Origin of the sequence: Thermosynechococcus sp. B1 (genome assembly GCF_030322985.1) — a bacterium.
In the GTDB taxonomy this organism is placed as follows: domain Bacteria; phylum Cyanobacteriota; class Cyanobacteriia; order Thermosynechococcales; family Thermosynechococcaceae; genus Thermosynechococcus.
Genome location: NZ_CP096573.1, coordinates 1,069,695 through 1,092,572, shown reverse-complemented (window position 1 = coordinate 1,092,572; position 22,878 = coordinate 1,069,695). Strand labels below are relative to the sequence as shown.

Annotated in this window: 18 protein-coding genes; 9 read left to right on the top strand and 9 right to left on the bottom strand. The window is 53.5% G+C overall.

The genetic code is table 11. The features are described 5' to 3' along the window. On the bottom strand, positions 1-660 hold the full coding sequence (gene sufR / locus M0644_RS05585; RefSeq protein ID WP_149818916.1) for an iron-sulfur cluster biosynthesis transcriptional regulator SufR: 660 nt from the start codon (positions 658-660) through the stop codon (positions 1-3). Between the two features lie 121 nt (positions 661-781). Here sufR and sufB point away from each other — a divergent pair, with 121 nt between their 5' ends. Further along, positions 782-2,218 carry a Fe-S cluster assembly protein SufB gene (gene sufB / locus M0644_RS05580; RefSeq protein WP_286626958.1) on the top strand — a complete coding sequence of 479 codons (1,437 nt, stop codon included), beginning with the start codon at positions 782-784 and terminating at the stop codon, positions 2,216-2,218. An 88-nt stretch (positions 2,219-2,306) separates the two neighbouring features. Here the strand turns inward: sufB and M0644_RS05575 are convergent, their stop codons facing one another. Continuing rightward, positions 2,307-3,317: a WD40 repeat domain-containing protein gene (locus M0644_RS05575; protein ID WP_286626957.1), complete on the bottom strand. Its 1,011-nt coding sequence runs from the start codon at positions 3,315-3,317 to the stop codon at positions 2,307-2,309. A 148-nt stretch (positions 3,318-3,465) separates the two neighbouring features. On the opposite strand from M0644_RS05575, the gene M0644_RS05570 reads away from it, so the two are divergent. The 3 genes from M0644_RS05570 to M0644_RS05560 are packed head-to-tail and all read left to right on the top strand — an operon-like array spanning position 3,466 to position 4,870. Beyond that, positions 3,466-3,900, top strand: coding sequence for a thioesterase family protein (locus M0644_RS05570; protein WP_286626956.1), 435 nt, complete (start codon positions 3,466-3,468; stop codon positions 3,898-3,900). Between the two features lie 42 nt (positions 3,901-3,942). Continuing rightward, positions 3,943-4,269, top strand: a complete 327-nt coding sequence (locus M0644_RS05565; protein ID WP_149818908.1) for a 2Fe-2S iron-sulfur cluster-binding protein — start codon at positions 3,943-3,945, stop codon at positions 4,267-4,269. A gap of 4 nt (positions 4,270-4,273) precedes the next feature. Continuing rightward, entirely contained in the window at positions 4,274-4,870 is a 597-nt protein-coding gene (locus tag M0644_RS05560; protein ID WP_286626955.1) for a CPBP family intramembrane glutamic endopeptidase, read from the top strand. On the opposite strand, the gene M0644_RS05555 is transcribed toward M0644_RS05560, so the two are convergent. The 5 genes from M0644_RS05555 to M0644_RS05535 all read right to left on the bottom strand — a co-directional run bounded on the left by M0644_RS05555 (position 4,867) and on the right by M0644_RS05535 (position 10,282). Next, the gene (locus M0644_RS05555; protein WP_149818904.1) at positions 4,867-6,480 is read right to left on the bottom strand and encodes an HD family phosphohydrolase; all 1,614 of its coding nucleotides are present in this window, start codon (positions 6,478-6,480) and stop codon (positions 4,867-4,869) included. The genes M0644_RS05560 and M0644_RS05555 overlap by 4 nt on opposite strands. A 60-nt stretch (positions 6,481-6,540) precedes the next feature. Further along, on the bottom strand, positions 6,541-7,461 hold the full coding sequence (locus tag M0644_RS05550) for an NAD(+) kinase (RefSeq protein WP_286626953.1): 921 nt from the start codon (positions 7,459-7,461) through the stop codon (positions 6,541-6,543). A gap of 4 nt (positions 7,462-7,465) precedes the next feature. Next, the gene (gene kaiC / locus M0644_RS05545) at positions 7,466-9,022 is read right to left on the bottom strand and encodes a circadian clock protein KaiC (RefSeq protein WP_286626951.1); all 1,557 of its coding nucleotides are present in this window, start codon (positions 9,020-9,022) and stop codon (positions 7,466-7,468) included. Between the two features lie 76 nt (positions 9,023-9,098). After that, positions 9,099-9,425: a circadian clock protein KaiB gene (gene kaiB / locus M0644_RS05540; protein WP_286626948.1), complete on the bottom strand. Its 327-nt coding sequence runs from the start codon at positions 9,423-9,425 to the stop codon at positions 9,099-9,101. A gap of 5 nt (positions 9,426-9,430) precedes the next feature. Then, a complete protein-coding gene (locus M0644_RS05535) occupies positions 9,431-10,282 on the bottom strand; it encodes a circadian clock protein KaiA (RefSeq protein ID WP_286626947.1) in 852 nt (283 codons plus the stop codon). A gap of 218 nt (positions 10,283-10,500) precedes the next feature. Here M0644_RS05535 and M0644_RS05530 point away from each other — a divergent pair, with 218 nt between their 5' ends. Then, complete coding sequence (locus M0644_RS05530; RefSeq protein ID WP_286626946.1) at positions 10,501-12,657, top strand: histidine kinase dimerization/phospho-acceptor domain-containing protein; 2,157 nt, start codon at positions 10,501-10,503, stop codon at positions 12,655-12,657. On the opposite strand, the gene hemL is transcribed toward M0644_RS05530, so the two are convergent. After that, on the bottom strand, positions 12,648-13,883 hold the full coding sequence (hemL, locus tag M0644_RS05525; protein ID WP_315863025.1) for a glutamate-1-semialdehyde 2,1-aminomutase: 1,236 nt from the start codon (positions 13,881-13,883) through the stop codon (positions 12,648-12,650). The two genes, M0644_RS05530 and hemL, sit on opposite strands and share 10 nt — an antisense overlap. 236 nt (positions 13,884-14,119) lie before the next feature. On the opposite strand from hemL, the gene M0644_RS05520 reads away from it, so the two are divergent. Beyond that, a complete protein-coding gene (locus M0644_RS05520; RefSeq protein WP_286626944.1) occupies positions 14,120-14,641 on the top strand; it encodes a glycosyltransferase family 2 protein in 522 nt (173 codons plus the stop codon). Positions 14,642-14,817: 176 nt separating this feature from the next. Here the strand turns inward: M0644_RS05520 and M0644_RS05515 are convergent, their stop codons facing one another. Beyond that, positions 14,818-18,558 (bottom strand): PAS domain S-box protein, encoded by a 3,741-nt coding sequence (locus M0644_RS05515; protein ID WP_286626943.1) that lies wholly within the window; start codon positions 18,556-18,558, stop codon positions 14,818-14,820. A 307-nt stretch (positions 18,559-18,865) separates the two neighbouring features. Here M0644_RS05515 and M0644_RS05510 point away from each other — a divergent pair, with 307 nt between their 5' ends. The 3 genes from M0644_RS05510 (at position 18,866) to alaS (ending at position 22,877) form a co-directional block, all read left to right on the top strand. Then, positions 18,866-19,093, top strand: coding sequence for a hypothetical protein (locus M0644_RS05510; protein ID WP_225901554.1), 228 nt, complete (start codon positions 18,866-18,868; stop codon positions 19,091-19,093). Then, positions 19,048-19,899, top strand: coding sequence for a prepilin peptidase (locus tag M0644_RS05505; RefSeq protein ID WP_399363006.1), 852 nt, complete (start codon positions 19,048-19,050; stop codon positions 19,897-19,899). The genes M0644_RS05510 and M0644_RS05505 overlap by 46 nt, the downstream gene beginning before the upstream one ends. Positions 19,900-20,201: 302 nt before the next feature. Then, positions 20,202-22,877 (top strand): alanine--tRNA ligase, encoded by a 2,676-nt coding sequence (alaS, locus tag M0644_RS05500; RefSeq protein ID WP_286626941.1) that lies wholly within the window; start codon positions 20,202-20,204, stop codon positions 22,875-22,877. Position 22,878: the final 1 nt, after the last annotated feature.

The window sequence follows — 22,878 nt, the reverse complement described above, 5'->3', positions numbered from 1 at the left end:
CTACTTCAGAGGACGAATCAGGTAACCACAGCGATGTTCACCATCCACAAGCCAATGGGTGCGCTCCACAGCACAATCCCCAAGGGCGATCGCAAACATCTCTAACTCATGATTACAGACGGTGGGAAAAGACTGGGCAACGGCGGAAATTGCACAATTGTATTCCGTAAACAGATAGGCACCTTGGGGTTCACTCACAGGGTAAAACTCTGCCATATACCCTTCCTGTCGCCGCAGGGCCACCAGTCGTGCCAAGCGTTCCGCCAAAGTACCGCTTCCCATTTGCTCGCGATAGGCCAATGCCTTGCGCTGCCAAGCTGCCTGCAATACGTCCTGCATCTGCTCGGGGCCCAGGGTTGCTGCTACGGATTCCAAGAGTTCAACGGCAAAGCCCTTTGTCTGACTCGACTGTTGCCGCAGTTGCAGTTGCCGTAGTTCCTCTCGTCCCGCCTCGCTAATCGTGTAACGGTATTGGGGACGCCCCACCGTACCCGACAGGACTTCATAGGTCACTAGTTGCTCCGCCTCTAGATCTTTGAGGTGCCGCCGCACCGCTTGCGGACTAATCGCCAGCTGTGCCGCCAACTCCTGGGCACTGAGGTGACCATCGCGGAGAAGGCAGTGTAAGATGTCCTGTTTAGTATCCGATGTGAGCGTCACGCAACGCCCCCTTGACTAAAACAACCGTTTTGTTGCTAAATTAGACCTAGGGATAAAGCAACCATCTTGTTGCTTAATATACTCTAAATTTTGGCCATTCCTTCACCCAAGAGAACACTCGATGTCGGCAACGGTACAATCCCTCGTCAATCAGCCCTATAAATACGGCTTTGTCACCCCAATTGAGACGGAAACCATTCCCCGCGGTCTCAATGAAGACATTATCCGCCTCATCTCTGCCAAAAAGAACGAGCCAGAGTTCATGCTGGAATTTCGCCTGCGCGCCTATCGCCAATGGCTGAAGATGAGCGAACCCACATGGCCACGGGTGAGCTATCCCCCCATCAACTATCAAGACATCGTCTATTATTCAGCTCCAAAACAAAAGGAAAAGCTGAAGAGCTTGGATGAAGTAGATCCCGTCCTGCTGGAAACCTTTGAAAAACTGGGGATTCCCCTTTCCGAGCAAAAGCGGCTGACCAATGTGGCCGTCGATGCCATTTTCGATAGCGTGTCAGTGGCTACCACATTCCGTGAGGAGTTGGCCAAGCAAGGGATTATTTTCTGCTCTATTTCTGAAGCGCTCCGCGAATATCCCGAGTTGGTGCAGAAATACTTGGGCAGCGTTGTCCCCATTGGCGATAACTTCTATGCTGCTTTGAACTCCGCCGTCTTTTCCGATGGCTCTTTTGTCTATATTCCCAAGAACACCCGCTGTCCGATGGAGCTATCCACCTATTTCCGCATTAACAATGGGGAGTCGGGGCAGTTTGAGCGCACGCTGATTATTGCTGATGAGGGCAGCTATGTGAGCTACCTTGAAGGCTGTACTGCTCCCATGTTCGATACCAATCAACTCCACGCAGCAGTCGTAGAACTGGTGGCCCTTGACAATGCCGAAATCAAATACTCCACGGTGCAAAACTGGTACGCTGGCGATGAAAACGGCAAGGGGGGCATCTATAACTTTGTGACCAAGCGTGGACTCTGCCTTGGCCGCAACTCCAAAATTTCTTGGACACAGGTGGAAACGGGTTCAGCCATTACTTGGAAGTACCCCAGTTGTGTCTTGGTGGGGGATAATTCCGTGGGTGAATTCTACTCCGTTGCCCTCACCAATCATTACCAGCAGGCGGACACGGGCACCAAGATGATCCACATTGGTAAGAATACCCGCAGCACGATTGTCTCCAAGGGGATCTCGGCAGGGCACTCCCAAAATAGCTATCGCGGCTTGGTGAAAATTGGGCCGAAGGCCACAGGGGCACGCAACTATTCCCAATGCGATTCGATGCTCATTGGTGATACAGCAGCCGCCAATACCTTCCCCTATATTCAGGTGCAAAACCCCACGGCACAGGTGGAGCATGAGGCCTCAACCTCAAAAATTGGTGAGGATCAACTCTTCTACTTTGCCCAGCGGGGCATTTCTGCCGAAGATGCGGTCTCAATGATGATTAGTGGCTTCTGTCGCGATGTCTTTAACCAGTTGCCGATGGAATTCGCGGTCGAGGCCGATCGCCTGCTGAGCCTGAAGCTCGAGGGGAGTGTTGGCTAAAGAAGATTCAAGCCGTTGTTCTCCGTGGCTAAGATTCTTGGGCATCTTAGCCGTTTTTTTTGCTTCGCAGTTGAGACATATAAGTTCTCTATGAGCTTCCGGGAAAGAGGCGCCACACCTTAATGGTTCGGTCTTCACTGGCGGAAATCAGTTGATCTTGACCAAAGACGACACTGTACACCGCGCCCGAGTGTCCCTTGAGGTTACGTAATGGCTGACCAGAGAGAGACCAGAGTTTGACGGTTTGATCGCCGTGGCCACTGGCAATGGTGCTGCCATCGGGACTCACCGCCACGCTAAAGACTTGCCCACCTTCGGTGCCAAACTGATGCTGGAGTTCTCCTGTGGCTAGGTTCCAGACTTTGATACCGTCTTTGTCACTGCCGCTCACTAGTTGGCTGTTGTCGGGGGTGAAGGCGAGGCTATTGACATCGCTGGTGTGTCCTTCGAGGGTGCGCAGGAGGCGGCGAGAGGGCAAATCCCAAATGCGGATCAGCTTATCCACTCCGCCAGTGGCTAAAAAACGCCCATCGGGACTAATGGCAACGCTGAGCATGATGCCCTCATTGCCCTTTAGGGTAGTGATTTCCTGACGGCTAGGGAGATCCCACAGTTTGACGGTGTGATCATAGCTGGCACTGGCAAGGGTGCGGCCATCGGGACTAAGAGCTAAGCCATTCACAAAATCTTGGTGGCCACTGAGGGTGGCTTGGAGCTGGCGATCGCTCACACCCCAGAGTTTGATGGTTTTGTCTTTGCTGCCGCTAATCACGGTTTGACCATCGGGAGTGATCACAAGGGCGTAGATCCAATCGGTGTGACCGGTGGCTTGTCCGAGGGCAGTTCCCGTAGCCAAATTCCAAAAATACAGCTTGCGATCGTCGCCACCACTGACGAGTAAATTGCCATCGGGACTGAGGGCGATCGCGTTCACTTCATCTTGATGGCCGCGCAGCGTCGTAGCGAGGGCAATTTTTTGCCACTTGGAGGTGGTTTCTGTGGGGGAGCCACCATTCTGATCGGGGGAGGGCGTCCAGCGTTGACTGAGTTGCCAATAGGCTAGTCCTGCGACCAAGCCGCTGATGACAAGTGTGCTCAAAAGAAGCCGAAGATCAGAACTGCCTTTGTTACTCATCCGTCCCGTACCCCAATAGCTTGCGAAAGGGCTGTACCCTACATTAACAATAAAGGCTGTGGCACGTTTTTGCGTATGACTTGTGTTGGGCAACCCTATGGGATGGTCATCAATGGATACAACACCCCTTCGCGACTATGAGCGCACGGTTCATTTTGCTGACACGGATGCCGCTGGGGTAGTTTACTTTGCTAATCTGCTGCGGTTTTGCCATGAGGCCTATGAGGATGTCCTTGCCCAGTTGGGGGTGGATCTGCGGCAATTTTTTAGCAACAATGGCCTGATTGTGCCGATTACGGAGGCGCAGGTGCGCTTTTTGAAGCCCCTCTACTGTGGCGATCGCCTGCGGGTGACCATTGACCCCCAAAGACTGGATCACAGCCGTTTTCAACTCACCTATACCCTCTACAATGCGGGGGGCGATCGGGTGGCCATTGCCCAGACACAACACATTTGCCTGCAAGAACGCCAACGGGTCGCCATCCCTGAACCTTTGAGCCGCTGGCTAAAGTCCGCACTAGAGGAAACCAGCGATCGCGAGGATTAGGGGGATAATAGGAAAGATGTTGCGTCATAGCTCACTGCAAGAATGACCCAAACCTTTCGTGTTGAGATCCTGCACCAAGGACAAACCTACACGTTTGAAGCCAGTGCCGATAAACCGATCCTGCGATCGGCCACCGCTGCTGGCATTGATCTCCCCAGTTCTTGTAATGCGGGAGTGTGCACTACCTGTGCCGCCCAAATTCAAGAGGGTACCGTTGATCACGGCGATGCCATGGGGCTGAGTCCCGAACTGCGGGAAAAAGGCTATGTGCTCCTCTGTGTGGCTCGCCCCTGTTCAGATCTCAAACTCATCTCTGAAAAAGAGGAAGAGGTCTATAACTTCCAATTTGGTCAATTCCAGAAAGCGTAGGCCTATGGAGGAGTCCCCCCTGCCCGATGAGCCTCTGAGTCGTACGCAGGTCTTAGTGGCCATGGCGTTGACGGCCATCCTGTGGTTGATTTTGGCGCGGGTGTGGTTATTGACCCCCTTTTCCGCGGGACTTCTGCCGCTGCGCTGGGATGGTTGGGCAGTGGTTTTAGGGATTGTCCTCTGCTTAGGAATTACGGGGATGGGAGCTATTTTGTATCGGCTCTGGCTCGCCTACCGCCATGCGTCGGATACCTACCTGAAACTGGTACTTTCACCGCTGCTGTGGCCTGATTTATTTTGGATTGGCATTCTGCCCGGCCTCAGTGAAGAGCTGCTCTTTCGCGGGGTGCTCCTACCAAGCTTGGGTCTCAACTGGGCAGGGATTATCGGTAGCTCGGTGTGCTTTGGTATTTTGCACGCTGGATCGCGGCAGCAGTGGCCCTATGCCCTGTGGGCAACCATTGTGGGCGGGCTGTTTGCCTATAGTGCCGTCGCAATGAATAATTTACTCCTAGCGATCGTCGCCCATACCTGTACTAATTGGCTGGCGGCTACGCTTTGGAAAGTCTCCTTTTTGCGATCGTCTCCCCATCAACCCTAGCGCTGGTGCCCCAGCACCCGAAAGACCTCCTGTTGCTCAAAGAGTTCAACGAGATCGGGATTAATCTTAAATTCCTTGGCCTCCTGCCACAGAATCTCTAGGGCCGCATCCACGGGTAGGCTCTTTTTGTAGGGGCGATCCTTGGCCGTCAGGGCATCGTAAATATCGGCGATCGCCAGCATCTGGGTTTGCAAAGGAATCTCCGCCGCCCCAATACCTCGCGGGTAGCCACTGCCATTCAATCGCTCATGGTGACCATAGGCAATGATCGGCACATTTTTTAGGTGGGGTGTCCAAGGAATGCGGCAGAGAAACTGGTAGGTATGGGTGACGTGGGCCTCAATGAGCCGCCGCTCCTGTTGGGTAAGATTCCCTCGCCGCACCAAGAGTTGTTCCAGTTCGCTGGCCGTAATCAGGGGATGGAGTTCGCCATCAGTCCCGCGATAATAAAACTGGGTTAATTCCTGAAGGCGGGCAAGGGGTTCTTGATCGAGAATTTGCGGCTCATTGGCCTGCTCGAGCAACTGCCAATAGGCTTCGAGGGTGACCAGTTGTTGGCGGAGTTCCTCATCGAAGTGACGCAAAAAGGCGCAGTGGTGACAGGCCTGTTCTGGGCTATGAACCGTGTGGGGATGACACAGGAGATAGTTCACCTTGGCTTGAGCCGTTTCCATTTCTAGGGTGCGGCGCACGAGGGCAAACCGTTGGCGAATCACCTCCAATTGTTCAGGGTAGAGTTTCTTTTGCTTGTTGAGAATAGCCTCCGGCACACCCACCTTGCCAAAATCATGGAGCAGCGCTGCATAGCGAATCTCTTGCAGTTGGCGATCGCTAAAGGAGACTTCCCGAAAGACCCCCCTTGAGGTTGCATGGGTGATCTCCGCTAAGCGTACTGTCAGTGCTGCCACCCGTTCCGAATGTCCCGCCGTCGTGGGATCCCGCACCTCAATTGCTTGTACTGAGGCGGTGACAAAGCCCTCAAAGAGCTGTTCAATACTTTCCAGCAGATGGTTGCGCTCAATAATCACAGCGGCCTGACTGGCCAGCGATCGCACAATGTGTTCTTCCCAAGGGCTATAGGGTTGGGTGAGAGCCACAGTGGTTTCTGGCGTCAGCAGGGTGTCGGGCGATCGCTTGCGATTAATCAGCTGCAGCACCCCAATCACCTCACCACTGACATTTTGCATTGGTACCACCAGCACCGAGCAGGTTCGATAGCGCAGGGCTTCATCAAAAGAACGATTGAATTGGTACAGCTCGTTTCCCGCTAGGGCATACACATCGGGAATATTCAGGGATTCCCCCGTGAGGGCGGCATAGCCCACCAAGCTATCAGGGGTGAGGGGGACTGTAGTGTCCTGTACCTGCTCAGGGAGAGCAACACTATCATTTTGAGCCGCCTTAAATTCCAGAACTGCCCGTTCGCCCTGAACTAGAAAAATTGTGCCGGCATCGCTAGCAGTAATTTGGCGACTTTTCGTGAGAATGAGATGCAGTAGTTCCTCTAGGGATTGGCTCGCGGAAAGGGCAATGCCAATTTCCAGAAGCTGATCGACCAGCGTTTCGGCACTCGATCCAAGCACCGCTCGTTCAAGGGGACTGACAATCATCGCAAAAGACCCGTGAGGAATGCGCCCATTATAGATGCGTTGCCAGCATGGGGTTGTGATCTAATTGCGGTGGTTGTTGTGGTAAGGAATGCGTGCCCCTGCCCAAGCCAACTTCTCCCGTAGCGTTTGATAGAAAGAGTAGTGATCCCGCAGGATGATAAAGCGTGCCTGACAATCGGCCATCGTCACCTGTACCCGCTGTCCCGGCCAGATGGAGGTGGCCAGTACGCCATCCATCCACAGTTTAGTATTGAGGCTGTGATCATCCAACGGCCAAATGCTCACTGACGAGCGTGCAGGCAAGACAATGGGGCGACTCGAAAGACTCAAGGGGCAAATCGGCGTCACCACAAGCGCTTCCATCCCCGGATGCAAAATGGGGCCATTGGCGGCGACCGTATAGCAGGTGGAGCCGGTGGGGGTGGCCACCAGCAACCCATCCCCTTGGTACTGATCCACCACATCGCCATCAATTTCCATTTCGAGGATGGCGGTGATCATGCGATCGGCAGATGCCGGCTTAATGCACATTTCATTCAGAGCATAGTAGCGATCGCCCACCACTTCAGGATGCAATTTTGATCCCTCAAACACTTGGGCTTGCAGCATCATTCGCTGTTGCATGGCGTACTCATCCCGCTCAAGGCGATCCCAAACCGCCTCCATATCGCGAAACAGCTCTAATGGTTCCGTCAAAAACCCCAAATGCCCCCCCACATTGACCGCCAGAATCGGAACCTCCGCCGCAGCCAGATGCCGTGCCGCCGCCAAGGAAGTGCCATCTCCCCCCAGAACAATGGCCAGATCTATGGGCTCTGTTACCGAGGCCATAAAGACGGGGTAGGGGTTGTCCTTAGGTCCACTCGGCCCCACAAGCACATTGGCGCCACGCTGTTGCAATTGACGGGAGGCGCGATCCGCCCATTCCTTGCTCTGGCGATCGCCGGCCTTGTGCACCACAATGACTTGGTTGAGCTGCATGGGGCTACTGGTTCTCTAGATCCTGCATTCCCTTGGCAATCCGTGCCAACTCTGTTTTTTCATCCACCGCAATACGGGTTGGGGTACCGCTGATAATCCCCTCAAAGTTACGGAACGAATCGCGGATCTCGGCGCCCTTTTCTGTGATGACATACTCGCGAATGCCCTTGTCGTGCCACGAACCCCGCATCTTAAAGACGTTAATTGCCCGGGACATTTCACCGCGAATTTCCACATACTGCAGCAGCAAAATCGTATCTGTGATCGTGGAAATATGGGACTCGGTAATGGAGTTAGAGCCCATAAACTGATCGGTCGTATTGGTGAAAAAGCCGGTGATCTCCTCCTGCTTAGCAAATCCAGTAACCCCAATCACAAACTGACGGAAGGCATTGTTGCTTACCCCCCGCGCCAAAGCAGAAAGGGAGTCAATGGCCACCCGTGAGGGCTTAAAGTCAGCAATCTCGGATTTAATAATCTGTAGGTGATCCTCTAGTCCCGCAGACTCAGGGTAGGCACAAATAATCCGCAACAGATCTCGCCGTTCTAGCTCCTCAAAATCAATTCCCCAAGAGGAGGCATTGCGAGACAACTGCGCTCTTGACTCTTCATAGGCAAACAGCAAGGCTCGTTCCCCCTGCTGGCAGCCTGTCTCCAAGAACTTGCTCACCAACAGGGTCTTGCCCGTACCCGTTGCCCCCGTGGCCAAAATAATGGAATCCTTGAAGAAGCCGCCGCCACACATCTCGTCGAGGGTCTTGACCCCCGAAGACACCCGCACATTGGAGGAGCGCTGGGTAAGACGCATGGCTCCCAAGGGGAAGATATTGATGCCGTTGTTGATCGTAAAGGGATATTCCCCCTTCATGTGGGTGGTGCCCCGCAGCTTGAGAATTTCTACAGTGCGCCGCCGCCGTTCCCCCTCAAGCACATTACGTAAAATCACCACGTTGTCGGAGACAAATTCCTCCACCCCAAAACGCGCCACTGGTCCATATTCATCTACCCGCTCCGTGGTCATAATGGTGGTCACGCCCAGTTGCTTCAGACGAAACGCCAAGCGAAAAATTTCTCGCCGTACCACCGAGGCGGCATCGTACTGCTGAAAAACGGCTGTTACGGAATCAATTGAGACGCGTGTCGCTTTGTATTTGCGAATTGCGTATTGAATGCGCTCAATCAGAGCAGATAAGTCAAAATCCCCAGCCACCTCCTGACCATCGGGATCTGGGGAAGCATCGAGGATAAAGAGCTTACCTTGATCAATGAGGCTTTGCAGATTCCAGCCAAAGCTCAGGGCATTTTTAATAATGTCGTGGGGAGACTCTTCAAATGTAACAAATATACCCGGCTCATTAAAAATCGTAATGCCATTGTAGAGAAACTGAACTGCAAAAAGGGTCTTCCCTGTGCCAGAGGTGCCACTGACTAAGGTGGTGCGTCCCTGGGGAAGTCCCCCATGGCTGATGTCGTCAAATCCCTCAATCATTGTTGGGATTTTCTTGACTTCCGCAGGGGATTGCCCAGTTGTACTGAACTGACTTTCAGGTAGGTTCGTCATAGAAGATTTTTTAGATCAGTATGCTGCCAAAAATTCCAAAAGGTTATTCTAAACTGAGATACTCTAACCACTGCGCCTATTCCAAGCTGAGATCATCATCCGCTGGCTCGCTAATTTCTTCATACAGCAAGTCCAAGCCAATGAGCACCTTCTCTCGGTTGGACAGATCACCAATGATGCGGCGCACCGGTGGGGGCAAAACTTTGGCAAGGGTTGGAGTTGCTAGAATTTTATCCTCCTCCGCTAGTTGCGGATTTTTTAGGACATCAATGACTTTGAGGGCATAAACCCCCTTAAATTCCTTTTCAAGAATATTATTGAGGGTCTTGAGGGCACGCACGGAGTTGGCGGTGTTGCCAGCCACATAGAGCTTGAGAACGTAGGTTTTCCGCAGTGGGGCCATAGAAACTACACCTCACGCGGAATTGAGCGACGGTACATTTCGCACAGATGGGCAATGACATCGATGAGGGTCAGGCGATAATCGAGCAAAATGTCCTCACTACGACCTTCGAGTTTGAGTTGCTTGGAAAAGTTATCCATGAGTTCGACGTGAATCTCTAGCACTTGGGAAACAGAAATATCCGCGAAGAACGCTTTACTAACAAACTCGTCAATATGCTCATTAACTTTGGCATCGGTGTTAAAGTATTCAAGGATAATGGTACGATAAATTGAGCGCAATTCGTCCAGCAGCTTGCGTTTATCGGCAGTGGACATACGGCGGAAGAAAAATTCCGTGTCTCGCTTGTAATAGACCCCTAGGTAGCCGAGCCGCTCCTTCAATTTTTGGGAAAGACGATGCTGCGGATCGACATTACTACTTTCTTTCAGGGCTGGCATGCGAAACATGACATGGGGCGGCACCGCACAGCCCGGACAGAGTTTGACAAATCCCGTAATGGCTTCCTCAATTTGGTGGTTGAGCTGGTGGAGGTTGTCAGCGGTAAGAATGATTTCAGCAATGTGGTAGTGCGGCCCCGGCGGAACGGGTGAGGTGCCGGCAGGAAAGACAATGATCGCGGGCAGGAGTGTGACGCTGTGGTGAAGATAGGTAATGATTTGCGGCGTACCCTCTCCCCATTCTAAAATTAAACAAGCGACATTATTGCGCCGCTGCTCTAGGTAAGTGCAAAACTCTCTCTCGTTGGAAAAGTAAACCAGTTCATCGATGTCGGAGTTGTGCAAACGGACTAATTCTTGGCCAATAGCGGGCGAGTAAACTAAGCCACAGATTGTTAGTGCGGTTGACTGCGCCACGTGCTTTCAGAACTTGAGTTTGCATCTGATAGCATCCTATCACTTTCTCGCTGGTGGTGGCAGTGTTTTCTGGAGGAGTGTTGCCATTTCATTACAAGCTTAGGACCAACAGCCCTGCTCACAAGGACAGAACACACTCAAGAATGGCAAAGCCTGTGTAAAGCGGCATCCTACTTCATTATTTGATGTATCCCCCATTGCAAAAAAGGGCTGTATCCATGAATTCCCTCTCCCTAGCCAGCTTTACTGAACCTGCAATGACGGTGGGGGCAGGTTTGTCTCTCAGCGAGGTGTGCCAGCGTTGGCAAGAAACCCTCCCAGAGACGATCGTCATTGTGGATGAGGGGCAAAAACCCTTGGGAGTGGTGCAGGGCTGGCAGTTGGCGTTGAGTTTGGAGCGGGAAGGGACGTTAGCCGACTTGGCGGTGGGGAGTGTGACGGCTTCTTGGCGATCGCCCGTGATGGTGGTACCCGCAACGTGGACACTATTGCAGTTTCAGGGGTGGTTGCGCAGCCAAGTCCAGATGCCAGCCTATATTGCGGTTGTGGATGCACAGGGTTGTTTTTTGGGACTGCTGGATCAGCAACGCTTGCTCTATCGCTGGGCGTGCCAGCCCCCTTTGCCTTGGCTGGAGGTGATTGAAGAATTGCCTTTGCCGGTACAAATTCAAAACGCCCAAGGGAGAGTCGTTTGGCAAAATCGCGCTTGGTCAGAACACTTAACTGATTTCTTGCCACTGGTGCAGCCTAAATTTGAAGGCATGAATTGTCAGGCACTAGAGGCGCGATCGCGTAGCGGGCCCTTCGGGCGATCGCTCTGGCAGGTGTGTTCGTTTCCCTTGAATTTAACGTCGTTGGACTGGGAGAAGGCAGAAAGCGGTGTCGCGGTGGCGAGCGATCGCTATTGGTTATTTTTTGCCCAACGGCGGCAGGAGTCAGATCCGACGACCCCCACCCGCTTGCACCAACTGCGCCTCCATCAGCAAAAGCGCCTCCTCCTGAGCTTGGGGCATGAACTCAAAAATCCCCTAACGGCGATTCTCAGCCTCACCCAACTTTTGTGGCAGCACCCTCTACCAGAGCAACAGGACTACCTTGCCCTGATCCAGCGTAGCGGTTGGCAAATGAATCGCCTCATTCAGGCGTGGCAGGACTACACCCGTGCCCTTTGGCGAGAGTTGGAATTGCAATGGGAAACCGTAGAATTGGCGGGTTTGTGGTTGCGATCGCAGGAGTTGGCGGAGCATCTCTACAATCTAACCCCGCTAGGTTGGCAGTGGCAGTGGCACATTGATCAGCCCTTGAGCCATGTGTACCTCTACGGCGATGCTCTGCGGCTACGGCAGATTCTTGCCCATCTCTTGGGGTGGCTGATGCTCTTTCCCAGCGATCGCTATGGACTGCGCTTGAGTCGCTGGCAAAATTGGCTGGCGCTGCAACTGTGGGAAGAGGGACATGGCATTCCCCTCAAGGATCACGATCGCCTGCTGCACGAATGCCTCGAGGACTATGCCGAAGTCACCATGGGGCTGATGCTCGCCCGCCAACTCTGTCGTCTCCACAATGGTGAGCTTTCCTTTATTGCCCAAGCTGACGACTCCAGTGAGTGGACAGTGCTACTGCCCTTTGCTGAGGAACTTCCCCCTGAGTTACCCACTACGGCTCAATTGATCCTTTTGGTGAGTAATGATGCCACGTGGATCATGGACACGACTTCCGCATTGCGGCGCAATCACTACGGCTATGTGGTCGCTCGCCATCCCCTTGAAGCGCTGGATAAGCTGGAGCAACTGCAACCCACGGCCATTGTCGTCCGCCCCGCCAGTAGTCTCATTCTGGCTGATGTGGTTGAAAGTCTGGCCACCAGCTCCTTCACGGCCACTGTTCCGTTGATCATCCTCTCCGATGAAGCCACTCCCTTGGGCTTGACCGGTTTTGTACAACGGCTGCCCTTGAGTAGTCATCCCAGCCTGCTGATTGATGTCCTCGATCGCTGGTGTTTCCCGCGATTGGTTGCTCCAGTGGAAGAATCGACTTTTGAGCGTCCCCTCCTCAATCAAACGGTACTCCGCCTCGGCCTCCTCCATGACATTAGCCTGCCCCACCTGCGGCTCCTCGAAGCAGAAGACCTTGAACAGGCCGATCTCTTGGTGGAGATTTGGCAACCCGATGTTCTGATTTGGGATTTGCCCGCTGACGCGGTCGCCCATCTGGAGAATCATCCCAAACTGCGAAAACTCCCCATGATTACCTTGGCCGAAGATAGCAGCCGAGCCATTCATCAATTGGGGGATGTCATGGTCTTTCCCTGCCTCAACCTTGCGGACTTAATGGATGTGGTGCTCCTTGCCGCGACGGTGAAAGCTCAAAGCTGACTCAGCACTGTCCGCGCTGCCGCAATGGTGCGCTCAATATCCGCCTCTGTATGGGCAAGGGAAGTAAAGCCCGCTTCAAACTGGGATGGCGCAAGGTAAATCCCCTGCTCCAACATACCCCGGTGGAAGGCCGCAAACTTTTTCAAATCGGACTGCTTGGCTTGCTCATAGTTCGTCACCGGACCAGCGGTGAAAAAGAGACCAAACATGCCACTGATGTACCCACCACACACCTCATGGCCAAATTCCCGTGCGGCCTCTAACAGTCCTTGGATCAGCTTGCCTGTGATCCGATCCAGTTGCTCATAGCTACCGGGGCGGCTGAGAATTTCCAAGGTTTTAATGCCCGCTGTCATTGCCAAGGGATTGCCAGAGAGGGTACCCGCTTGATACACCGGTCCTGCCGGCGCCACCATCTTCATAATGTCAGCGCGACCGCCATAGGCACCCACCGGTAGGCCACCGCCAATCACTTTTCCGAGGGTGGTGAGGTCTGGTGTCACACCAAATTTTTCCTGAGCACCGCCATAGGCAATGCGAAAGCCAGTCATCACTTCATCGAAGACCAAGAGGGCACCGTACTGTTTCGTCAGCTCCCGCAGCCCTTCGAGAAAGCCAGCATCTGGCGGAATAAAGCCAGCATTGCCGACCACAGGTTCAAGGATCACCCCCGCAATGTCATTGGGATACTGTTCAAAGAGGCGACTAACCGCTTCGAGATCGTTGTAGGGTGCGGTTAATGTGGCGGCGGTGGTTGCTTTCGGCACGCCGGGAGAATCGGGTAAGCCCAATGTAGCGACTCCTGACCCTGCTTTGACCAAGAACATATCGGCATGACCGTGGTAGCAGCCTTCAAACTTGATCACCTTTTCCCGCTGGGTATAGGCACGCATGAGCCGCAGCACTGCCATACAGGCTTCGGTGCCAGAATTCACAAAGCGCACCATCTCGACACTAGGGACAGCGGCAATCACCATTTCCGCCAAGATATTCTCAAGCACGCAGGGGGCGCCAAAGCTGGTTCCCTTTTCAAGGGCGGTATGGAGAGCATCAATGACTTCGGGATGGGCATGGCCGACGATCGCGGGCCCCCAAGACCCCACATAGTCAATGTATTGGTTGCCGTCCACATCCCAAATGTGGGCACCCTTGACGTGATCAAAGACAATGGGCTGGCCGCCGACGGACTTGAAGGCACGCACGGGTGAACTGACGCCACCGGGCATGAGTTTTTGGGCAGCGGCAAAAATTTCTTGGGATTTTGTGGTTTGAAAAACGGTCGTGGTCAACGTCAACTCCCTCAAGCATTGGCGTGCTCACAGTATTATAGGCAATTCTTCTGCCCCTTAACCCGACAAAGGCGCATGTTGCAATTCTTTACGGTTTGGGCGGCTCATTTATGGCGCTTGGGAGAATAACACTGGAGTTGTACCCACAGAACGGCTACCTCTGCAAGATGTCTATGTCCTCCACGCCACTTCTGCCCACCTTCTCCATCATCTTGGAAACTGAGAACTTGGCAAATGCGGATATGGCTGGACTCCACTGTGCCCTCCAGTCCCTTGCTAGCCAGGATTTACCCCCCACTGCCGCCAATGAAGTCCTGCTCTTGGAAACAGGGGATGCTCCCCAAGCGTATCTTGCGCAACTGGCCGAGGCCTACCCTTGGCTGACGTTTTGTGCCGTGCCCAAGGCGCTTGGCTACTACGAGGTGAAAATGTGGGCAGCGGAGAAAGCAACGGGTGAGGTGATTGTGTATTGTGATTCGGACTGTTGCTATGAGCGCAGTTGGTTGCAAAGGATGGTGATGAGCTTTACAGCCAATGAACAGATTCAAGTGCTGGCTGGGGAAACTGCGATTCGGGAGTGTATTTGGCGTCAACCCCAAGCCCGTGCGAGTCATGCTCCCCCAATGGCCTCCGGCACTTCTACTGGCGATTTTTGCTCATTGGCCACGATGACTACTGGCAGCAGCGCTTGTTAGGAAAGCCCTCCCAAAGGCCACGGGTGCAAGATCATCAGGGCTGGCGGGGCAAGTTGAAAATTTTTGGCCAGCGGTTGCGGCGGATGGTTCGCCATGATCCAAAGCATATACTGTTCCTGCCCTCAAGCCCCACTATCTGCTGAAGGCCTACGAAAGAGTTCTCACTAAGCAAGAACCTAAGCATAGCAATAGCGATCGCGCCCGCCCCGCTTGGCGAGATAGAGCTGCTGATCAGCAAGGGTGATGAATTCATTCACCGGTTGGCCAACTTGGGGCAGCAAGCTGACAATGCCCATACTCAGGGTGACGCGATCGCTCACTGAGGAGGCCATATGGGGAATCTCCAAGGCATAGAGAAGCTGTTGGATGCGTTCGGCGACGCGCAGACTGCCAGTGAGATCGGTATTGGGCAAAATCAAGGCAAATTCCTCACCACCGTAGCGTGCGGCTAAATCGGTGGGACGGCGCACCGCTTGGGTTAATATTTTCGCGATCGCGATCAGGCAGTCATCCCCTGCTTGGTGGCCGTAGTGGTCGTTGAAGTTCTTGAAGCAATCGACATCACAAAGAATCAGGGAAATGTTCGTCTGTTCTCGCCGGGCTAACTGCCACTGCTGCTGCAAATACTGGTCAAAATAGCGCCGATTGGCAATCTGGGTGAGACCATCAATGGTCGCAAGGCGAGAAAGTTCGGCATTGGCCAATTGCAGTGAGTCATACAAGTTTGTTTGCTGAATGGTAATTGCCAGTTGATCGGTGAGGGAGAGAATGAGTTGGCGTTCCTCATCTGTCCAGCCGCTGGAATGATTAAAACGCTGAAAGGAAAAAGCCCCCCAAATCTGCTGATTGATCCGAATTGGGGCAATGAGCCAGCCACCACCGAGCACTTGAGCAATTGCACGGTTCACTGCATCGGTGGGATCCAGATTCTCTAGGGCAGGCAGCTCGGCAATTTTTCCTTGGTGGAGGATTGCGGCAATGGGATTATGCTCGTCTGGAATCGTCAGCCCCACGCTAGGGGTTATATACGGTTTGTTGAGAAACTCCACTAGGGGAATCCAGTGGTGCTGTTCTGGCTCGTACTTGACGACAATGGCGCGATCGACCCGCAGGATATGACACACCTGCTGTACCGCCTTGGCAAAGGCCTGATTGAGATCAGGGGCTTCGCGAATCTCCTGAATGAGCTGGTTGAGTTCCCGCTGGCGAACGGCTTGATCTTGAAGGTAGGCCTCGTAGTGCTTGCGATCGCTAATATCGCTAAAGGTGAGAATCACCTGCTCAATACTCCCTGTTGCCGTGACTTCTGGATCAGCGGTCACTTGCAGCCAGAGCCGCTGTTGGGTTTGTTGATTGAGAATGCCCATCACCCCTTGTACCCGTTGCTTTTGAGCAATGGCAATCATCAGCGGAAAAGCCGCTGGCGGCATTGGTTCTCCGGCATCGTTGAGGGCATCCCAAGCCATTTCTGTTGGTTTTTGACCAATGATGTCCGCTTCCTTGACCCCCAGCAGCTCACAGCCCCGAGGATTAATCACTTTTGCGTAGAGATCGGCAGACAGCAGCATCACTCCCACATCTAAATCGTTAATGAGATTGCGAAAGAGTGCTTCCCGTCGGCTGAGTTCTTTGGCGATCGCCACTTGAGTTTCTTCAAAACGCTTGATTTGTGTAATATCGCGGATGACGCAGAGGACTTGATTTTTGCCTTTGTAGCGCAACCTTGTGGCAAAGATATCCACATCAATAATCTGGCCATCGCTACAGCGATGCTTGCTGACACCGTGCCAAGTGGGCTGATGCCGAATCGTCTCTAGGAATTCCTGAAACTGATCGCGGTAGTCGGGGTGCAGAAAATCCTCAGGTTGGAGTTCAAGGCATTCACTACGACTGAAACCATAGACGTCGCAGATGGCATCATTGACCTCAACGATCTGTAGGTTTTCGGTGTCATAGATCACTAGGCCATCGGCCACAGACTCGAAAACACTGCGATATTGAGCCTCGCGCTCATCCAGTTCAGCAAGGGCACGTTTGCGATCGCTAATATCAGTACAGACCACCACACAGCCGACAATTTCTTCCTCCTCATCCAGCAGGGGAAAAAGGTGGCTGAGCATATCACAGGGAGCATCGGTGCGGCAACGCAGCAGAATTTCTTCATCGTTAATGGTTTCTCCGTCCAGAACGCGGTCAATCAGGGCTTCCACCCGAGTCACTGATTCTTGGGGATGGAGCAGTGCCGAAAATGGCATACCGGGCACCACTTGAGCCGCTGCCAGTGTCTTCAAGCCAACCCAATTACTGGTTAAGAGAGTTTTGTCGCGATTGAGAGTCAAAATGATGACGGGGCAATTGTTCACTAACTGCTCATAGCGGTTGCGCTCGCGATCGAGGGCGAGTTGCAGTTGGCGTTGGCTAGTAATGTCATCAATCAGGGCAATTAGCAGGTGAGGCTCACCATGGGCATTGCGCACACAGGAGAGGGTTAAATTTCCCCAGACGGTGTGCCCTTTTTTGTGGCGGTAACGCTTGACAATTTGATAGGTGTTGCGCAGTCCCAGTTGACACTCTTGGACGAGAGCCGCCTCCTCAGGCCAATCTTCAGCAAAGGTCAGATCATGGGCGGTGAGATTTGCCAGTTCAGGAGCGGTGTAGCCGACAAATTGACAAAAAAAGGGATTGCAATGCACAAGGCGGTAGTGGTTAGCAGGGCTAGTGACAATAATCCCGACTTGGGCATTTTCAAAGACCGCACGCCAGGGATACTCACTTTCTCTGAGGGCTTGCTCTGACTGAATTCGTTCTGTTTCATCCACAATGATGCCCTCAATTGCATAGGCTTTGCCAGTTACGTCATAGACTCCCTGACCGTACTCATGTACCCAACGCTCCGACCCATCAGCACAGAAAATACGGTAGCCGACACTAAAGGGCAAGCCCTTGGCAAGGGCCTCATGGATTGTGCAATCAACGCGATCGCTATCTTCTGGATGCGTAATACTAGCGTAGCTACGAACCTGATTGTGCACCAGTTCGCTCGGGAGATACCCCGTCAGCTCAGTGAACTTGGGACTTAGGTATTCCATCGTCCACGAAGCATCGATGGCACAGCGATACACCACGGCGGGTAGGTGATCTACGAGGTTGCGATAGCGTTGTTCGCTTTCCCGCAGGCGCATTTCCTGTATCTTTTGGTCATGGATATTGACCATGACGCCGATGATGGTTGTGGTGTTTGGTGGTTGCTGCCGATATTCCCAGCGATCGCGCACCCACACATACGCACCATTGGCATGGCGCAGGCGATATTCCAAATCGCAGGGTGTTGCTCCCCCTTGCTGAGGGATGGCTTGCCAAAAGCGCTCTTGATCCTCTGGGTAGATGAGTTGCTGCCACGCTCGCAGGGTTTTGGGCAATTGCTCTAGGGGGTACCCCAGCACCCCCTGACTGTCACCGTACCAATAACACCACTCCCCTTGGATTTCCCAGAAGAGCTGTTGACCTATCTCCGTCAGGGTGTGAAATCGCTGCCACCATTTTTCCAGTTCATTAACCCGCGCTTCTTGGAGCAGCCAATGGCGATAGCGTTCCGTAATTTCCGTTAGGGTCAGGGTCCAGCCGTGAGCATCAGCGGTTAAATCCAGTTGCCACCACTGCTGTTTGCGCGGATCATAGCAGTCCCATTGTGCCGGGGTTTGGGTGTTGAGCACCTGCTGGAACCGCTCTAGGGAGAGGTCAAAGTTGGCGGACAGTAGCTCGATGACGGAGAGGCCCGCTAAATCGGTACTAGCGTGGTTCAATAACCGTTGCGCCGCAGCGTTGGCATAAAGAATGGTGCCCTTCCGATCGCCCGCCAAGACAGGATGAGGTAAATGGTGCAGATGATTGGCAAGGGAGAACTGCTGTGAGTTCATGGTTCGGTCAAAGGAGTGTGAGGAAACAAGGAACACAGTCAATAGCTACAGGGCGACGTTAGCGATCGCCAAGGGGCTGGGCATGGTGAAACAATCAATTCTTTAATGAATAGGTGATTTCACGAGGAAGATGTCTTAGCGCCGTCCTACCCCTATGCTATCGCTTTGCTAAGACAAGATGATTGATAGTCAGGTAGAGGATTTCAGATCTGCTTTTGCATAGGCGGAGCGCTTGGCGAGAACTGATGATTGGCTCAAAACCAAACATAACCGTTTCTAATTGTTCGATTGCCGAGGAGTGGGGCACATGCCAGTTTTGCAGACCATGGAAACCGTTGATACCCCCCTACTAGCCGCTGCTCAATCCATCTATAATCTCTACCAGCAGGTTCATGGGGCAAAAACGGTGCCTGCGGGTGTCGCTGTTAATCGGCAAACCCTGCGGGGCTATGTGCTGTTTACTAGTCAACCAGTGCTGCTGCCCCAAGAATGCTTTATTCCCTACGATCATCTGCCGGAAGTAACACGCCTATAACTGCACTAACTTTTTTGACCTTTGCTAGCTACTGCCTTGTCTTTGGCCTTGGGGCAGCGGTGGGGAGCTTTCTCAATGTTGTGATCTACCGTGTGCCGAGCGGGCGATCGCTCCTTTATCCGCCGTCTCGCTGCCCGATCTGTTTGACCACACTCAAGCCCTGGGACAATATCCCAATTTTGGGCTGGCTATTCCTGCGGGGGCAATGTCGTTACTGCCATGCACCGATTTCTTGGCGGTATCCTGCGATTGAGCTGTTGACGGCACTGCTGTACGTCCTGATTGTGGCTGTGAGTGGCTGGCAAGTGCAAACCCTTGTGCTCTGGCTGTTGAGTGCGTGGCTCTTGGCCTTGGCCTTGATTGATCTAGACACGATGACGCTGCCCCATCCCCTGACAAAATGGGGGTTGATTGTCGGCCTGCTCGTGAGAGGGTTAACGACGGGTCTAGGCGGACTCACGGAAAGCATCATTGCCGCAGTGATTGGCATTTGGCTCTTTGATCTGATCCGCTGGGGGGGGGCGATCGCCCTTGGTCAGGAGGTCATGGGGGGAGGGGATAGCAAACTGGCAGCGATGATCGGGGCTTGGCTAGGTTGGCAGGGATTGCTCGTTACCTTTTTCTTGGCCTGTGCCCTCGGTGGCCTGATGGGTGGACTGGGGATTGCCCTCGGTTGGATTCAGCGGCGGCAACCGATTCCCTTTGGCCCTTTTTTAGCAGTAGCGGCTATTGTCAGTGGTCTCTTTGGCCGCCAATTGATTCATCTTTATCTCGAAACCTTTTTGCCCGGCGTGTTTGTGCGCTAACTCTTATCAAAGTAAAGACAACTTGACAAGATAAGCCGAAATTCCCTGACAAGGGCGACAATAAAACCCCATAGGCGGGCATCCACCACCCGCTGGCGATCGCTCAGATCGGCAACTTTCTCATATTAGCGCGCATTCCTCTCACTTCCTCAAGGAGTTGACCCATTTCAGAGCGGGTGGCTGGCTCAGCCATGGCTATTCTCGTAAATCCTGCCAATGGGGTGCCTTATTCCCAGAGTACAATCCAGTATGATGAAATAGTATTCTTGCCGTTTGTTGCGCTCCGTTGAGACTTTGCTCCAATGACCTCGTCCCCCTCTGCGTCGGCGACAACTGCCCTCACAGGTGATCAAATTCGCCAAAAATTCCTTGAGTTCTATGCCGCTAAGGGACACACGATTTTGCCCAGTGCCTCGCTGATTCCAGAGGATCCGACGGTGCTGCTGACGATCGCCGGCATGCTCCCCTTCAAACCAATTTTCCTCGGCCAAGAAGCCCCGAAAGTGCCTCGCGCCACCACTGCCCAGAAATGTCTGCGCACCAATGACATTGAAAATGTGGGTCGCACTGCTCGCCACCACACGTTCTTTGAAATGTTGGGCAACTTCAGCTTTGGCGACTACTTCAAGGCGGAGGCCATTGCTTGGGCATGGGAATTGATGACCACGGTTTATGGTTTGCCCCCGGAACGGCTCTTGGTGAGCGTCTTTGAAAATGACGATGAGGCCTATGACATTTGGCATCGCCAAGTGGGCTTGCCCAAGGAGCGCATCCAGCGCATGGGAGAGGAGAGCAACTTCTGGACGGCGGGGCCAACGGGTCCCTGTGGCCCTTGTTCTGAGATTTACTACGACTTCTATCCGGAAAAGGGACTAGCTGACGTTGATCTCGATGACGATCGCCGCTTCATTGAACTCTACAACCTAGTGTTCATGGAGTTGAACCAAGACGATCAAGGGCGCCGCACCCCCCTCAAGGCGAAAAACATTGATACCGGTATGGGCTTGGAGCGGATGGCGCAGGTTCTGCAAGGGGTGCCCAACAACTACGAGACAGACTTAATTTTCCCGATTATTGAGGCGGCAGCGCAGCGAGCCGGGATTCAGTACCGCAAAGCCAATGCCAGCACCAAAACGTCCCTCAAGGTGATTGGCGATCACACCCGTGCCGTGGTTCATCTCATTGCCGATGGCGTTACCGCCAGTAATGTGGGGCGTGGCTATGTCCTGCGGCGATTGATTCGGCGCATTGTCCGCCATAGTCGGCTGTTGGGGATCAATGAACTGGTGACCCCTGCCTTGGCTCAAGTGGCGATTGATCTGGCTGCCAATGTCTATCCCAATGTGCGTGAGCGGCAGGCAGTGATTCTCAGCGAACTCCAGCGGGAGGAGGAACAGTTTCTTAAGACCTTGGATCGGGGTGAGAAGCTCTTAGCGGAGATGCTCGCTCCATTGAAGACAACTAAGGGCAAAAAACGCAGTAAACCACAATTGGCAGGGCGCGATGCCTTCGTTCTCTTTGATACCTATGGCTTCCCCTTGGAGTTGACCCAAGAGATTGCCGCCGAGCAAGGCATTGGTGTGGATGTGGCTGAGTTTGAGGCCTGTATGGCCGAGCAGCGGCAACGCTCCCAAGCCGCTCACGAAACCATTGATATTACCGTTCAAGAGGGGATTGACTCCCTAGCGGATCAACTGCATCCGACGCAGTTTCGTGGCTATGACGAGTTTAGTTTGACCACGACCGTAACAGCGATTTTGGTGGCGGGTCATCCGGTAACAACGGCAACGGCAGGGACTGAAGTGCAGGTGATCCTTGAGGAAACTCCCTTCTATGCTGAATCCGGTGGCCAAATTGGCGATCGCGGGTATCTTGCCAGCAGTGATGCGCTAGTGCAAATCCACGATGTGCAAAAGCAAAAGGAAGTGTTTGTTCACTACGGCAAAGTGGAGCGGGGCAGCCTCAGCGTTGGCGATCGCGTGAGCGCCCAAATTGATCTCAGTTGTCGGCGGCGGGTACAGGCGCACCACACCGCAACGCACCTCTTGCAGGCGGCCTTGAAAAAGCGGATTGACGAGAACATTTCCCAGGCGGGGTCACTGGTGGCCTTTGATCGGTTGCGGTTTGACTTTAACTGCCCCCGTGCCCTCACTCGCGAAGAACTGCAACAGATTGAAGATCAAATCAATACTTGGATTAGTGAAAGCCATGCCACCCACACCAGTATCATGGCGCTCAATGAAGCCAAGGCCAAGGGGGCGATCGCCATGTTTGGTGAAAAATACGGCGAGCAGGTGCGGGTTCTCGATATTCCGGGCGTTTCTATGGAACTCTGTGGTGGCACCCATGTCCACAACACTGCTGAAATTGGCCTCTTTAAGATCATTAGTGAAAGTGGCGTGGCTGCCGGGATTCGTCGCATTGAAGCCATTGCAGGACCAGCGGTGCGTGACTATTTGCAACAGCGCGATAGCATTGTCCGCGAGTTGTGCGATCGCTTCAAAGCCAAACCGGAAGAGATTCTAGATCGCATTAGCCAACTCCAAGCGGATCTCAAAGCCCAGCAAAAGGAACTGGAACACCTCAAAGCTGAACTAGCCCTCGCTAAAACTCAAGCCCTCTTGGAGCAGACTGAAGCCGTCGGCAATACCCACATTCTCATTGCCTCCTTAGCAGGGGTGGATCCCCAAGGGCTAAAAACCGCCGCTGAATGGCTCCTGAATAAACTGGGTAGTGGAGCTGTGGTGTTGGCCACTCAACCGGCTGCTGACAAAGTGAACCTTTTAGTCGCCGCCAGTCCGGACGTTGTAGAGCGGGGGGTTCATGCCGGTCAACTGGTGGCGGAACTCGCCCAAGTCTGTGGTGGCCGCGGTGGTGGGCGTCCCAACTTTGCCCAAGCGGGGGGATCTGAACCTGAAAAGTTATCCGAGGCGCTGCAATTGGCGCACTCTCGCCTCAAAGGGATTCTCGAATCCTGAT

What these genes read in the sequence shown, in the direction of transcription:
- kaiC (WP_286626951.1), bottom strand. Translation starts at nt 9,022, where the DNA reads ATGACGAACCTACCTGAAAGTCAGTTCAGTACAACTGGGCAATCCCCT.
- M0644_RS05565 (WP_149818908.1), top strand. Translation starts at nt 3,943, where the DNA reads ATGACCCAAACCTTTCGTGTTGAGATCCTGCACCAAGGACAAACCTAC.
- kaiB (WP_286626948.1), bottom strand. Translation starts at nt 9,425, where the DNA reads ATGGCCCCACTGCGGAAAACCTACGTTCTCAAGCTCTATGTGGCTGGC.
- M0644_RS05510 (WP_225901554.1), top strand. Translation starts at nt 18,866, where the DNA reads ATGCCAGTTTTGCAGACCATGGAAACCGTTGATACCCCCCTACTAGCC.
- M0644_RS05560 (WP_286626955.1), top strand. Translation starts at nt 4,274, where the DNA reads ATGGAGGAGTCCCCCCTGCCCGATGAGCCTCTGAGTCGTACGCAGGTC.
- M0644_RS05530 (WP_286626946.1), top strand. Translation starts at nt 10,501, where the DNA reads ATGAATTCCCTCTCCCTAGCCAGCTTTACTGAACCTGCAATGACGGTG.
- M0644_RS05520 (WP_286626944.1), top strand. Translation starts at nt 14,120, where the DNA reads ATGTCCTCCACGCCACTTCTGCCCACCTTCTCCATCATCTTGGAAACT.
- M0644_RS05515 (WP_286626943.1), bottom strand. Translation starts at nt 18,558, where the DNA reads ATGAACTCACAGCAGTTCTCCCTTGCCAATCATCTGCACCATTTACCT.
- M0644_RS05570 (WP_286626956.1), top strand. Translation starts at nt 3,466, where the DNA reads ATGGATACAACACCCCTTCGCGACTATGAGCGCACGGTTCATTTTGCT.
- hemL (WP_315863025.1), bottom strand. Translation starts at nt 13,883, where the DNA reads ATGCCCGGTGGCGTCAGTTCACCCGTGCGTGCCTTCAAGTCCGTCGGC.
- M0644_RS05555 (WP_149818904.1), bottom strand. Translation starts at nt 6,480, where the DNA reads ATGATTGTCAGTCCCCTTGAACGAGCGGTGCTTGGATCGAGTGCCGAA.
- alaS (WP_286626941.1), top strand. Translation starts at nt 20,202, where the DNA reads ATGACCTCGTCCCCCTCTGCGTCGGCGACAACTGCCCTCACAGGTGAT.
- sufB (WP_286626958.1), top strand. Translation starts at nt 782, where the DNA reads ATGTCGGCAACGGTACAATCCCTCGTCAATCAGCCCTATAAATACGGC.
- M0644_RS05505 (WP_399363006.1), top strand. Translation starts at nt 19,048, where the DNA reads ATGCTTTATTCCCTACGATCATCTGCCGGAAGTAACACGCCTATAACT.
- M0644_RS05550 (WP_286626953.1), bottom strand. Translation starts at nt 7,461, where the DNA reads ATGCAGCTCAACCAAGTCATTGTGGTGCACAAGGCCGGCGATCGCCAG.